The organism is Bacteroides sp. MSK.20.82 (assembly GCF_019052485.1).
Lineage (GTDB): Bacteria > Bacteroidota > Bacteroidia > Bacteroidales > Bacteroidaceae > Bacteroides > Bacteroides thetaiotaomicron.
In genome coordinates, this window is record NZ_JAHQUN010000023.1 from 14,197 (window position 1) to 29,425 (window position 15,229).

At 44.8% G+C, this 15,229-nt stretch carries 10 protein-coding genes; 9 read left to right on the top strand and 1 reads right to left on the bottom strand.

Features of this window, described 5'->3' with window-relative positions; translation table 11 throughout:
• The first annotated feature begins 246 nt into the window (after positions 1-246).
• Positions 247-1,527: a tRNA lysidine(34) synthetase TilS gene (tilS, locus tag KTR07_RS17470; protein WP_008767924.1), complete on the top strand. Its 1,281-nt coding sequence runs from the start codon at positions 247-249 to the stop codon at positions 1,525-1,527.
• Here the strand turns inward: tilS and KTR07_RS17475 are convergent.
• Complete coding sequence (locus tag KTR07_RS17475) at positions 1,512-2,348, bottom strand: 4Fe-4S binding protein (protein WP_032841465.1); 837 nt, start codon at positions 2,346-2,348, stop codon at positions 1,512-1,514. The two genes, tilS and KTR07_RS17475, sit on opposite strands and share 16 nt — an antisense overlap.
• 236 nt (positions 2,349-2,584) lie before the next feature.
• On the opposite strand from KTR07_RS17475, the gene rho reads away from it, so the two are divergent.
• The 8 genes from rho to KTR07_RS17515 all read left to right on the top strand — a co-directional run bounded on the left by rho (position 2,585) and on the right by KTR07_RS17515 (position 15,214).
• The gene (rho, locus tag KTR07_RS17480; protein WP_008767923.1) at positions 2,585-4,756 is read left to right on the top strand and encodes a transcription termination factor Rho; all 2,172 of its coding nucleotides are present in this window, start codon (positions 2,585-2,587) and stop codon (positions 4,754-4,756) included.
• Between the two features lie 268 nt (positions 4,757-5,024).
• Positions 5,025-6,491, top strand: a complete 1,467-nt coding sequence (locus KTR07_RS17485) for a sulfatase (protein ID WP_016267060.1) — start codon at positions 5,025-5,027, stop codon at positions 6,489-6,491.
• 83 nt (positions 6,492-6,574) lie between these two features.
• On the top strand, positions 6,575-8,431 hold the full coding sequence (locus KTR07_RS17490; RefSeq protein ID WP_032841489.1) for a HAMP domain-containing sensor histidine kinase: 1,857 nt from the start codon (positions 6,575-6,577) through the stop codon (positions 8,429-8,431).
• Positions 8,428-10,395, top strand: coding sequence for a HAMP domain-containing sensor histidine kinase (locus tag KTR07_RS17495; protein WP_022470844.1), 1,968 nt, complete (start codon positions 8,428-8,430; stop codon positions 10,393-10,395). Before KTR07_RS17490 ends, KTR07_RS17495 begins: the two co-directional genes overlap by 4 nt.
• Positions 10,396-10,434: 39 nt before the next feature.
• On the top strand, positions 10,435-11,757 hold the full coding sequence (locus KTR07_RS17500; protein ID WP_008767919.1) for an MATE family efflux transporter: 1,323 nt from the start codon (positions 10,435-10,437) through the stop codon (positions 11,755-11,757).
• A gap of 58 nt (positions 11,758-11,815) precedes the next feature.
• On the top strand, positions 11,816-13,138 hold the full coding sequence (gene ffh, locus KTR07_RS17505; protein ID WP_008767918.1) for a signal recognition particle protein: 1,323 nt from the start codon (positions 11,816-11,818) through the stop codon (positions 13,136-13,138).
• Positions 13,139-13,566: 428 nt separating this feature from the next.
• Entirely contained in the window at positions 13,567-14,445 is an 879-nt protein-coding gene (locus tag KTR07_RS17510) for a cytochrome c biogenesis protein ResB (RefSeq protein WP_054960186.1), read from the top strand.
• Positions 14,429-15,214 carry a cytochrome c biogenesis protein gene (locus tag KTR07_RS17515; protein WP_008762125.1) on the top strand — a complete coding sequence of 262 codons (786 nt, stop codon included), beginning with the start codon at positions 14,429-14,431 and terminating at the stop codon, positions 15,212-15,214. The genes KTR07_RS17510 and KTR07_RS17515 overlap by 17 nt, the downstream gene beginning before the upstream one ends.
• The last annotated feature ends 15 nt before the right edge of the window (positions 15,215-15,229 follow it).

Below are 15,229 nucleotides of genomic sequence, written 5' to 3' on the forward strand. Positions count from 1 at the left end.
CTAATTCCCTGCCTACATCTATTGAATTTACATGCAACAATTAGTTCGTGCCACTATAGTGGTACGCAAGAAGTACTATAGTTCCCCTTACGTCCTACTATAGTGGTACGAAAGAGGAACTATAGTAGGACGAATTAGAAATCGCTAAAGAAAAAATTAATTTATGGGAGTTTTTTCCTTAGTCAGTCCGATAAAAACAATTAGCATTCACTTGAGATACCTCAATAAACTATTATCTTTGCAGATATGATACAACAACGGGTTATACGATATATAGAGAAAGAGCATTTATTCTCGCCGGATGATAAACTTTTGGTTGCCCTGAGTGGTGGAGCCGACTCAGTTGCCTTGCTGCGTGTACTCCACACAGCAGGTTATCAATGTGAAGCTGCCCACTGCAATTTCCATTTACGCGGTGAAGAATCAAACCGTGACGAACAGTTTGTCCGGCAACTTTGCCAAAAATACGGCATCCGCCTGCATACCATCGACTTCAACACGACTCAGTACGCAACTGAAAAACGGATCTCGATAGAAATGGCAGCCAGGGAACTCCGCTATAACTGGTTCGAAAAGATAAAAGAAGAGTGCGGAGCCCATGTAATCGCCGTAGCTCACCACCAGGACGACAGTGTAGAAACGATGCTGCTCAACCTCATTCGGGGTACAGGCATTACCGGTTTATTAGGAATCCGCCCCCGAAACGGAGCAATCGTACGTCCGTTGCTCTGCATCAACCGGGAAGAAATCATCCGCTACCTGCAACAGATCGGACAAGACTTCGTAACAGACAGCACCAATCTGGAAGACGAATATACCCGCAATAAAATCCGCCTCAACCTGCTCCCACTGATGCAGGAAATAAATCCGTCGGTCAAAAACAGTCTGATAGAAACAAGCATTCACCTGAATGATGTAGCTACTATATATAATAAGGTAATAGACGAAGCCAAAACACGGATTATCACTCCGGAAGGTATCCGAATCGATGCTCTACTGGACGAACCCGCTCCCGATGCTTTCTTGTTTGAAACATTGCATCCACTGGGATTCAATTCGGCACAAATCAAAGATATAGCCAATTCGCTTCACGGACAATCAGGGAAACAATTCGTCAGCAAAGAATGGCGAGTCATTAAAGACCGGAATTTGCTGCTACTGGAAACCATCCAGCCGGAAGACGGCCCTGCCCTTCCCTATCAATTAATAAAAGAGGAAAGAGAATTCACACCCGATTTCCGGATTCCACGGGAAAAAGAAACCGCCTGTTTCGATGCAGACAAATTAAATGAGGAAATTCACTGCCGCAAATGGCAAGCGGGAGATACATTCATCCCCTTCGGCATGACGGGCAAGAAAAAAATAAGCGATTATCTGACCGACCGCAAATTCTCCATCAGCCAAAAAGAACGCCAATGGGTTCTCTGCTGCGGTGAACGCATTGCATGGCTGATAGGCGAACGGACAGATAACCGCTTCCGGATAGACGAAACGACTAAACGAGTGATTATCTACAAGATAGTCTGAGGCAATTTCTGTTTCTTGAAACACTCGGACAGCAAAGAAGCGAAAGGAGTATCATATTTCCTTGCCTTGTTTGCACATGCTTTCACACAGGCGCAGCATTTGATGCATTTTTCAGCATTCGTGTTCAGTTCATCCCCTTTGGTGATCGCTCCTGCCGGACAACGAGCCGCACAGATACCACAATGAGTACACAAGCTCTCATCTTCTATCCAAGGGGTACGGGGAAGCGGAGTACCACTTTTGCGCAGCTTGATTACCTTCCTCAAAAAGCGGAATAAGGGGAAAAACGGCTGACTGGGGCGTTTAATGGCACGCACATCCACCTGGTAAAGAGTATCGGGTCCGTCAGCTGCCTGAATTTTCTCCATTATCTTTTTTCCGAAATCTTCCGCATAATCCAAATCAGATTCATTCGGACGACCGTCTGCGATGGGACATTTATCGGTGCTATATGAATGTTCACCTATGAAGGTCGCTCCGGCAATCACCTTCAATCCGTGAGGGATGGCAAAAGCGTCCAGTTCCATCAACGCCTTCTCGTAGGCACGGTTTCCGTAAACCACGACCAATACGGCAGGAGTATCCAGACCGCGAATACTTTCCAGACGTTCCATAGCCAAAGGAGCCACATGACCTCCATATACAGGCACTACGATAACAGCTAATGCAGACGTAGGAATAACAGTTTCCTCGACAGTCTGCAATGTGAGATTCATCGAAACGACATTTTTTATACCGGTTCCGTGAACAATTGCTTCGGCTACTTGTTTTGATGTGTGTGTAGGCGAAAAATAAATTAAACGAGCTTCATTTACTGTCATACTATTTTCTTTTATACAGCAAAGATACGTTTTTACGCTGAAAAAAGTGTTTGATTGTTCATGAAACCAAAAATATTTATTATCTTTGCCCCGTTGAAACATTCTACGATTCAACACATACATCCCTAATTCATAATTAAAAACAAAACATATGCTCGCATCTCTGCGGTTATTACGCTGTAGTAATGCTGTCCATATTTCATCAAGACAGAAATTTTAATAACTTACCATACTATATGTATAACATTATCCAATTGAACGACAAAAATCTGTCGGAACTTCAAGTTATTGCCAAAGAGCTAGGCATCAAAAAAGCAGACTCATTTAAGAAAGAAGAACTTGTATACAAGATTCTTGATGAGCAAGCCATAGCCGGAGCCACTAAGAAAGTTGCCGCAGAGAAATTAAAAGAAGAACGCAAAGGAGATAAAAACAAGCGTTCGCGCACAGCCGCACCTAAAAAAGAAGAGAAAGTAGCACCTGCAGCCAAAAATGCGGAAGTTACTAAAAATAAAGAAAATGCTCCTGCAGCCAAACCTCAGCAACAGCCTAAAGAAGAGGCTGCCAACAAAGCCAAAGAAGCTCCCGTTGCTGAACCGAAGGCAGAGAAAGCTGCTCCTAAGCGCAAAGTAGGCCGTCCCCGCAAAGACGCCAATATCGCTGAAAAAGCAGAAAACAAGGAGGTGGAAAACGCAAAACCGATAGTGAAACCAACAGAAGAAAAAGCTGTTGCGGAAAAAACGGTAGTTGCACCGGCGGCTGAAAAAGCAACTCCGACACAGGAGACAGAAAAGAAAGTAAAAGAAAACAAACCTGCCGTTGCAGAAAAACCGGTAATAGCCAAACCGCAAAAGAAATCGGCACCGGTGATCGACGAAGAAAGTACCATCTTATCCAGCGAAGACGATGATGACTTTATCCCAATCGAAGACCTGCCTTCTGAAAAAATAGAGCTTCCGACCGAACTCTTCGGCAAATTCGAAGCGACCAAGGCAGAAACAGCACAAGCCGCCCCCGAGCAAGCTCCACAACCACAGCAACAACAGCATTCACAACCGCAACAACGCCAGCGCATTGTCCGCCCGCGCGACAACAACAATAACAACGCCGGCAATAACAATGCAAATGCTAACAACAATAATAATTTCCAGCGTAATAATAACAACAACCAGCGTCCTCCGATGCAACAACGTCCTGCACAACAGCAGAACAACGCTGCCGAGAACCTTCCGCCTGTACAACAACAGCCGGAACGCAAAGTGATCGAGCGTGAAAAGCCTTATGAATTCGATGATATCCTCAGCGGAGTAGGCGTACTGGAAATCATGCAGGACGGATACGGATTCCTCCGTTCTTCCGATTACAATTATCTTTCTTCTCCGGACGATATTTATGTATCACAGTCACAAATTAAGTTATTTGGTCTTAAGACCGGTGACGTGGTAGAAGGCATCATCCGTCCGCCAAAGGAAGGAGAAAAATATTTCCCGTTAGTAAAGGTGTCAAAGATCAACGGACGTGACGCAGCTTTCGTTCGCGACCGTGTTCCTTTCGAACACTTGACTCCGCTCTTCCCGGACGAGAAATTCAGACTCTGCAAAGGCGGTTATTCAGACTCCATGTCTGCCCGGGTTGTAGACCTTTTCGCTCCTATCGGTAAGGGACAGCGTGCACTGATCGTAGCACAGCCGAAGACAGGTAAGACCATCTTGATGAAAGATATCGCCAACGCCATCGCAGCCAATCATCCGGAAGTATATATGATTATGCTGCTGATCGACGAACGTCCGGAGGAAGTAACCGACATGGCACGCAGCGTCAACGCAGAAGTAATCGCTTCTACTTTTGACGAACCGGCAGAACGCCACGTAAAAATCGCAGGTATCGTACTCGAGAAAGCAAAAAGACTGGTAGAATGCGGACACGACGTAGTGATCTTCCTTGACTCTATCACTCGTCTGGCACGTGCTTACAATACTGTATCTCCCGCATCCGGTAAAGTACTTTCCGGTGGTGTGGACGCCAATGCACTTCACAAGCCCAAACGCTTCTTCGGTGCTGCCCGTAACATCGAAAACGGCGGTTCGCTGACTATCATCGCTACCGCACTGATCGACACCGGTTCCAAAATGGACGAAGTTATCTTCGAAGAATTCAAAGGTACAGGTAACATGGAGTTGCAGCTTGACCGCAACCTGTCCAACAAGCGTATCTTCCCTGCTGTCAACATCACCGCATCCAGTACTCGTCGCGACGATCTGCTGCTTGATAAGACAACACTCGACCGCATGTGGATATTACGCAAATACCTTGCAGATATGAATCCTATCGAAGCAATGGATTTCGTAAAAGACCGTCTGGAAAAAACAAGAGACAACGACGAATTCCTGATGAGCATGAATAGCTGATCAAGAATAAACGATCATAAATAAGGAACGGTGAATAGACTGGACGGTGAATAATCGCAGTTTATTCACCGTTCTTTTTATGATTCCCATTAATTCTTTTCATTTATTATTCATCGCGGTCTTCGCTGTTCCTCATAAATCGTTCATCGCGTATTTCATTTTTGTACAAATTACTTTCATTTACGTCCAAAACCTCTCCCCCGCCCTTTTTTGCTTTTTGTTTTTTCCTACTTTTGCTACCCAATCAATTACTTAATTCTAGCCAAGAATGAAAACAATTTATCCATTCATGGGATTAGCCCTTTGTGGCGCAGCAGCCCAGGCACAAGAAAAGCCGAACTTCCTGATTATCCAGTGCGACCATCTCACACAACGTGTCGTAGGCGCTTACGGACATACACAAGGCTGCACACTTCCCATTGACGAAGTAGCATCAAGAGGGGTAATCTTCTCTAACGCTTATGTAGGCTGCCCCCTCAGCCAACCTTCACGCGCAGCATTATGGAGCGGCATGATGCCTCACCAGACCAATGTACGTTCAAATTCCAGCGAACCCGTCAACACCCGCCTGCCGGAAAACGTACCTACACTGGGTAGTCTCTTCTCCGAAAACGGTTATGAGGCCGTACACTTCGGCAAGACTCACGACATGGGCTCACTGAGAGGCTTCAAACATAAAGAACCGGTAGCCAAGCCATTCACCGATCCCGAATTTCCGGTCAACAATGACAGTTTCCTGGATGTAGGAACCTGCGAGGATGCCGTTGCCTACCTCAGCAATCCTCCGAAAGAACCTTTTATCTGCATTGCAGATTTTCAGAACCCGCATAATATCTGCGGATTCATCGGCGAAAACGCAGGAGTACACACCGACCGGCCGATCAGCGGACCGCTGCCCGAATTGCCGGACAACTTTGATGTGGAAGACTGGAGCAATATTCCGACTCCCGTACAATATATCTGTTGCAGTCACCGCCGCATGACACAGGCTGCCCATTGGAACGAAGAAAACTATCGTCACTACATCGCCGCCTTCCAGCATTACACCAAGATGGTGTCCAAGCAAGTAGACAGCGTACTGAAAGCCCTCTACTCCACCCCTGCCGGAAGAAACACGATTGTCGTAATTATGGCGGACCACGGCGACGGCATGGCATCCCACCGCATGGTGACCAAGCATATCAGCTTCTATGATGAAATGACCAACGTTCCGTTTATCTTTGCCGGTCCCGGCATCAAGCAGCAGAAGAAACCTATAGACCATCTGCTGACACAGCCGACGTTAGATCTCCTGCCCACCCTTTGCGACCTGGCAGGCATCGCCGTTCCGGCAGAAAAAGCCGGCATCAGCCTTGCACCGACTCTAAGGGGAGAGAAACAAAAGAAAAGCCACCCTTATGTTGTCTCCGAATGGCACAGCGAATATGAGTACGTTACCACTCCCGGACGCATGGTGCGCGGACCGAGATATAAATACACCCATTATCTGGAAGGCAACGGAGAAGAACTGTACGATATGAAAAAAGATCCGGGTGAAAGAAAAAATCTTGCCAAAGACCCTAAATACTCCAAAATACTCGCCGAGCATCGTGCTTTGCTGGACGATTACATCACACGTTCCAAAGATGATTACCGCAGTTTGAAGGTAGATGCCGATCCCCGGTGCAGAAATCATACTCCCGGCTACCCCAGCCACGAAGGTCCTGGGGCACGGGAGATCCTCAAAAGAAAATAATTCTATAAAAAAGAGTGAAGATTGCTTGCCAGTCTTCGCTCTTTTTATTTCTTTTGCACATCACCATACGAGCAAACAAAATAGTGAATAGTAATTTACAGCATATAATAGCACTCATTGCAGCCATATTCATATCGGCGGCTCTCCATGCAACAAACCTGAACAAAGAACGACTTACCTTACTCCAGCCACTTGTCGAGCATGATCTTTCTTTCAATACAAATATCGATATTACAACGGACAGCATCATCTTATGGGAAAAACTCTTAAGCCCCGAACTTGAAAAGCAGCAAGAATATCATATTCTGTTTCCATTGAAAATGATGGCAGTTCAGGCATTAATTACGGAAGGAAATATCAGTCTGGCAGTCAACAACGCCAACTCAATGTATCAGCAAGCCAAAGCTATAGATTATCCTTTCGGAACGGCACTGGCATTGCGTGCCCTTGCAGACACCTACCAAAGTTCGGGAAATCCCCAGTCTGCTATAGAGTCTTATGAGGAATCCTTGAAAATAATGCAAAAAATTCCGGCAAGTATTCCATATCTTAAGACAAGCATGTTTCATTTGATCCTGAGCAAACTCAAATACAGGCAAATGACAGATATCGAAAAAGATTTTGCCTATCTGGAGTCTCTTTACCATAAAGAATCAGGTTTGCCCGATGACTTCTATCTGCCTTGCAGCTATGCCTATTATTATATACAGACAAACAACCTTCCAAAAGCACTGGAGTATCTGAAACAGCTGGACTCCATCTACGAAAAATATCCGTATCCCTACTATTCTTCAATCAGCAACTATATGTATGCCGGCTATCATATTGAGTCAAAAGAATATGATAAAGCGCTGAAAGAATATGAAGAATTACTCACCATAACAAAGAAAACGGCTTTATTCAGACATGTTCAGTTATTACAGGAACGCGCCAAAGTCCTGGTACTTATGAATCAGAAACAAGAGGCGTGCAAGATTTATGAGGAGATTAATCATCTCAAAGATTCATTGGACGCCCAAAGTTATCTCAGCCAGATAAACGAACTGCATACCCTGTATCAGATAGATAAAAGCGAACTTAATTATATCAACATACAAAAAAATCTCTATTATTGGAGTCTGTCTGTGATCTTAGTGATCGTAGTACTGATCATCATTGCCATTTTCCGCATCAAGCGCACCAACAATCGTCTTCTGCAATCACAACAGGAACAGGAAAAAGCCAAGAAACAAGCAGAAAAGTCTATCCACACCAAAAGCCTTTTTCTCTCCAATATGAGCCATGAGATTCGTACTCCGCTCAATGCTTTATCCGGTTTTTCAGCTATTCTGACAGAAGAATCCATCGACAACGAAACGAAACAACAGTGCAACGATATCATCCAGCAGAACTCAGAACTGCTGCTCAAACTGATTAATGATGTAATTGACTTATCCAGCCTTGAAATTGGAAAAATGCAATTCAAATTCAACGAGTGTGATATTGTAGCGCTATGCAGAAATGTTATCGACATGGTAGAGAAAATAAAGCAGACTCAAGCGGAAGTACGGTTTTCCACCTCTCTCAGTTCACTGAAGCTGACCACGGACAGTGCCCGCCTGCAACAAGTACTGATCAATCTGCTTATCAACGCCACAAAGTTTACTGCACAAGGCACTATCACCCTGGAACTGGTGAAACAAACGGAAGATACGGCCCTTTTCTCCGTTAGTGATACCGGTTGCGGAATCTCCAAGGAGAACCAGAACAAGATATTCAACCGCTTCGAAAAGCTCGATGAAAACGCACAGGGCACAGGACTCGGATTATCTATCTGCCAGCTTATCATCGAGCAACTGGGAGGCAAAATATGGATCGACCCGGACTATGACAAAGGAGCACGTTTTCTGTTCACACACCCGATTCGCCATGCGCAGATAAAAAAGGAGGAAGCACGATGAAACGACTGATATTACTGATCATCACCTGCTATGGCCTGCTGTTGGGCTATGCAAACACCGATACTGCCTCAGACAGTCTGCTGCAAATGTTGCAGACACTGCCGCATGATACCACACGCCTCTCTACACTGAATGCAATCATAAAAATAGAGCAAAACAACTACAAATGTATCCAATATTCGGACACGTTGATGCTAGAGGCATTAAAACTAAAGAATGATAAGTACGCCAGTCTGGCCGCCTACTATCATCTTTTGTATTATTACAACCGTTGCGAACAGGACAGTGTAGCCAAATGGATAGTCAAGATGGAACCGCTTGTACAAAAATCCGGTTTATGGGACTATTTCTTCGACGCCCGACGCTTTCAGATTGACCTATACACCTTTACCGAACAATATGAGCTTGCCATCAGCGAAGCAAACAAGATGAAACAGAAAGCCCTTGATATCGACAACAACCGTGGAATGGTAGCCGCTTATCAATGCCTGTCCAACGCATACATCGGCAGCCAGCGCTGGGACGAAGGACTCAAAGCGCTGGAAGAAGCCTACAGGTTGCTTCCAAAGAATGGCAATGCGGTAGTCCGTATCTCCGTCTTGTCACAGCTCATATCCGTTACCAAAGAAATGAAAGACAATAACAGGCAACTGAAATACCTGCAAGAACTGGAAAATGTACTCTGCAAATTCATCATTGACAACCCATCTTTAAAAGACGGATTTGCCGACGTATTCATTTTCAATGAGATTTTCTACGCGCATTATTATCTGAATACCGATCAGCCCCAACTCGCTTATTCACATATAGAAAAGTCTAAAAAGTATCTGACTGAAAACACCTATTTCATGTATAAGGTGCTCTACTACGACATCTATGCGAAATACTATCAGAGCATCAAACAATATCAGCAGGCATCAGCCTACATCGACACGACATTAACTATGCTCAAGAAAGATTTCACCAGCGACTATGCCGAACAACTGCTGAAACAGGCTAAAATATGGGTGGAAGCCGGAGATAATAACAGAGCGACAACGCTCTACCAACAGGCACTGGCCATCAAGGACTCGGCTGCCATGGCACTCTCCAACACCCAAATGGAGCAAATCAAAAAAAGCTATAATCTGGACAAGATAGAACTGGAACAACAAAAGCAGACCAACCAAATACGTCTGATCAGCCTGATCGTAATCAGTGCCATTCTGATCGTATTATTTATTTCCCTATTCCGGCTCTCCAAAATACGCAAAGCCCTAAAATATTCCGAGAGCGAAATACGCAAAGCAGCGGAAACGGTACGAGTAACCAACGAAATAAAAAATCGCTTCCTGTCAAACATGAGTTATAACATCCGGACCCCGCTCAACAACGTGGTAGGTTTCTCGCAACTCATAGCCAGCGAACCGAATATAGATGAAAAAACAAGAGAAGAATACTCGGCGATCATCCACCAAAGCTCAGAAAGATTAATGAGACTGGTCAATGATGTACTCGACCTGTCTCGTCTGGAAGCCAAAATGATGAAGTTCCAGATACAAGACTATGATGCCGTCGCACTTTGTAACGAAGTATGCTACATGGCACGCATGAATAATGAAAAGACAGGCATTCAAGTCCGCTTCACTCCGGAAGTCGAGTCACTGTCCCTTCGCACAGATACCACCCGATTGGGATACGCTCTGCTCAGTACCCTGACCTATCCGCATGAACATGAAACGGAGGGACAACAGGAGGAACGGATTATCCGCTTTACATTAAGCCGGAAAGGCGAAATGCTTTATTTCCGCATTCTCAACTCTCCATTGGCGGACGAGGCTTTCACCTCACAGGAGACCGGCATCAGGCATGAGATCAACCAGTTATTGCTGGCTTACTTCGGAGGAAGCTATCAGGTAAACGCCCGGGGAACGGAAGGTCCGGAAATTGTTTTCACCTATCCCATTGCTTCAGAATCGGAATAAAGCGCTATCTTTGCAAACTGTAAACTTAAACGCTTAATTATGTATACCAACAAACAGATTTGGAGTGTCAGTTACCCGATACTACTCAGCTTGCTGGCGCAAAATGTCATCAATGTCACCGATACCGCATTCTTAGGACACGTTAGTGAAGTGGCCCTGGGAGCTTCGGCTATGGGTGGACTATTTTATATATGTATATTCACCATCGCTTTCGGATTCAGCACAGGATCACAAATTGTCATTGCACGACGCAATGGAGAAGGACGCTACAGTGATGTAGGTCCCGTAATGATTCAAGGGATTATGTTCCTCCTGTTGATAGCTATATTGATGTTCGGCTTCACCAAAGCGTTCGGAGGAAATATCATGCGGTTGCTGGTTTCTTCCGAATCCATCTACGAAGGCACTATGGAGTTTCTGGACTGGCGTATTTACGGGTTCTTCTTCTCGTTTGTCAATGTCATGTTCCGTGCCCTGTACATCGGCATCACACGTACCAAGGTCTTGACCATCAATGCTGTTGTCATGGCATTAACCAACGTCATATTGGACTATGCACTGATTTTCGGTAAATTCGGTCTGCCGGAAATGGGAATCAAGGGAGCTGCCATCGCTTCTGTACTGGCGGAAGCCTCTTCCATTCTCTTCTTCCTGATCTATACATATATCAGTGTTGATTTGAAAAAGTATGGTCTGAATCGTCTGCGCTCGTTCGATCCGGCATTGCTGATGCGTATTCTCAGCATTTCTTGCTTCACGATGCTTCAATATTTCTTATCGATGGCGACCTGGTTCGTGTTCTTTGTTGCCGTAGAACGGTTGGGACAACGGGAACTGGCCATTGCCAACATTGTCCGTAGTATCTACGTCGTACTGCTGATTCCGGTGAATGCACTGGCAACAACGACCAACAGCCTTGTCAGCAATGCCATCGGCGCAGGAGGTATCCAATACGTCATGCCGCTTATCAATAAAATAGCCCGATTCTCGTTCTTCATCATGCTGGGACTGGTGGGATTGTCGGTTTTGTTTCCTCAGTTCCTCCTCTCCGTATATACCAGCGAAGCAGCGTTAATCACCGAGTCCGTGCCTTCGGTATACGTTATCTGCTGCGCCATGCTCATTGCATCAGTAGCCAATGTCGTATTCAACGGCATCTCCGGAACAGGAAATACGCAGGCAGCCCTGTTGCTCGAAACCATCACGATTGCCATTTACGGTTCCTACATCGTTTTCGTCGGAATGTGGCTCAAAGCACCGATTGAAATCTGCTTTACGATTGAGATTCTGTACTATACCTTGCTGTTGATAACAAGCTATATTTACCTCAAAAAAGCAAAATGGCAGAATAAAAAGATATAAATACAAGAGATTTTTGTACATTTGCAGGCTCAAATAATTAATTCGTAATTAAACAACTATGTTCGATAATTTAAGTGAAAGACTAGAACGGTCATTCAAGATTCTGAAAGGTGAAGGCAAAATCACCGAAATTAACGTGGCGGAGACGCTGAAAGATGTACGTAAGGCATTGCTTGATGCCGACGTTAACTACAAGGTTGCAAAAACTTTCACTGACACGGTGAAGGAAAAAGCCATCGGTCAGAATGTACTTACGGCTGTGAAGCCAAGCCAGTTGATGGTGAAGATTGTGCACGACGAACTAACCCAGTTGATGGGTGGCGAGACGGTAGAAATCAACCTCGAATCCCGTCCGGCAGTAATCCTGATGTCAGGTCTGCAAGGTTCGGGTAAGACTACTTTCTCCGGTAAGTTGGCACGCATGCTGAAAACAAAGAAGAATCGCAAACCATTACTGGTAGCTTGTGACGTTTACCGTCCGGCAGCTATCGAACAGTTGCGTGTATTGGCAGAACAAATTGAAGTGCCGATGTACTCAGAACTGGACAGCAAAAATCCGGTAGAGATTGCACAACACGCCATTCAAGAAGCTAAAGCCAAAGGATATGACCTCGTAATCGTCGATACAGCCGGACGTCTGGCCGTAGACGAACAGATGATGAACGAGATCACCGCTATCAAGGAAGCAATCAATCCGGACGAAATTCTGTTCGTGGTAGACTCCATGACAGGACAGGATGCCGTCAATACAGCCAAAGAATTTAACGAACGCCTGGACTTCAACGGTGTGGTACTGACCAAACTGGATGGTGACACCCGTGGTGGTGCGGCCCTTTCTATCCGTTCGGTAGTCAACAAGCCGATTAAATTTGTGGGTACAGGTGAAAAGCTGGATGCTATCGACCAGTTCCACCCGGCACGTATGGCAGACCGTATCCTCGGTATGGGTGACATCGTTTCACTGGTAGAACGTGCTCAGGAACAGTATGACGAAGAAGAGGCCAAACGTCTGCAAAAGAAGATTGCCAAGAATCAGTTCGACTTCAACGACTTCCTCAGCCAGATTGCCCAGATCAAGAAGATGGGTAATCTGAAAGAACTTGCATCCATGATCCCGGGCGTAGGCAAAGCTATCAAAGATATCGATATCGACGACAATGCTTTCAAAAGTATCGAAGCAATCATCTATTCCATGACTCCGGCAGAACGTTCCAATCCGGAAATATTGAATGGCTCACGCCGTACACGTATCGCTAAAGGTAGCGGAACAACTATTCAGGAAGTAAACCGTTTGCTGAAACAGTTCGACCAAACTCGCAAAATGATGAAGATGGTAACCAGCAGCAAAATGGGCAAGATGATGCCGAAAATGAAAAAATAAAAAGAATTTTATTCTGTTTCAGATAGAAGGAGGAGGCTTAGGCTTCCTCCTTTATTTTTGGTATTACAAATTTCACTTTCCTATATCAATCAGCTTTTTACCTGGCAACTTCAACTTTTCAAGTTTTCACTTTTCACAGGCTCTTGTAGTGATTACTCCCGCCATGATAAACCCAATATAAAACACTGCATTTTACAAGGTATAAAGCTATGCTTTTCACTCCCTAAAGCATAGCTTTATACCTTGTAAAGCGCAGCTTTAGCTTCCATATCCCCTCTCCTTTCGCCAACAACTACACTGAAAGATTATCCTAAAACCATATTAATATCACTATTCACTTGTAATGATTACAATTTTATAAAGGTTTTATATGAATATTCATTTTTATTTCTTTACTTTGCAAAAGATAACAAAACAGAAGCACGAATATGTACTATGTATATGTAGCAGGTTACATTTTATTAGCAGCAGCCATGCAGCTGTTCACAGGAAACTTTCCTGTTTCTTTTCTCGCCTTTCCGCTGAATATCATCTTTGCGGCGATCTGGCTTTTCCTGTTATGGATACTATATAAAGAATATAATAATCTAAGAATCACCCGTTTTCTCGGTTCATCCAAAGCCAGTGTTTTATCTATCAGTCTGTTTATCGGTGGTTGCCTGATCATAGGACTTTTCCCCCAGCTATCTGAACCGGAAGCCGAAATGCGCAATGGAATATCAGCCTCATTGGGATGTTACAATTTCATGACTTCATGGATATTCATTTCTATACTCTTATTATTATTAAGCAATCTGGCGATGATCACCATCCACGCCTGTCGGCATCGCAAACAAGCACGCTGGCGCTTTATTCTGAATCATGCAGGTTTATGGCTGGCTCTGTTTGCCGGATTTCTAGGTAGCAGTGACACACGGACATTACGCGTACCTTTATATAAAGGTGAACCAACGCATGAGGCATTCGACATGAATGGTGCATCTTACTATTTAGATTATGATATGGAACTCAATTCGTTCGCTGTAGAATATTACCCGAACGGACGTCCTTCCCGCTTTTCCGCCAATGTACGTTTGGGGAATGAGAACGTTCTGCTGGAAGTAAACCATCCCTATTCCTACCGACTGGGGGAAGACGTCTACCTCACCGGATACGACGTAACAAAAGGCAACGAAAGCAATTACTGCATTCTACAGGTCGTAAAACAGCCTTGGAAATATGTGATGGTAGCGGGTATTCTGATGATGCTTGCAGGAGCAGTTCTTTTATTTATAAACGGAGCTAAAGCGTATGATAAACTGGGATAACTTCTATGTATTTGCAGCAGTATCCATCTGCTTATGGTTGGCAGGAGCTGTATTTGCCCTTCGTTCATCATCGAAGAGTAAGGTGGCAATCGTTTTTACTTCCGGCGGCATTATTATATTGGGAATATTTATTGCCGGATTATGGATATTCCTCCAGCGCCCTCCATTACGCACTATGGGAGAAACCCGATTGTGGTATTCATTCTTTATGGGAATAGCAGGATTGCTAACCTATATCAGATGGAAGTATCGCTGGATTCTCTCTTTCTCGACGTTACTTTCTACAGTTTTTGTGATCATTAATTTGATGAAGCCCGAGATACACGATCAGTCATTGATGCCGGCGCTGCAAAGTGTATGGTTCATCCCGCATGTAACCGTATATATGTTCTCTTATTCCGTTCTGGGATGTGCTTTCATCATCGCCCTGACCGGACTGTTCCGTCATAAAGAAGAATACCTGCATACAGCAGACAATCTGGTCTACGCAGGCGTCGCTTTTCTTTCCATCGGTATGCTGCTAGGTTCTCTCTGGGCAAAGGAGGCTTGGGGAAACTACTGGAGCTGGGACCCCAAAGAAACTTGGGCAGCCATCACCTGGATGGGATATTTGCTCTACATCCACCTCCGCCTGTTCAGAAGAACCGGACGGAAAACACTCTATGCCCTGCTCATAGTCTCCTTCCTTGCTTTACAAATGTGCTGGTATGGAGTCAATTACCTGCCGGCGGCCCAACAAAGCGTACATTTATATAATCGTAATAACTAACCTCAAAAAACAAAT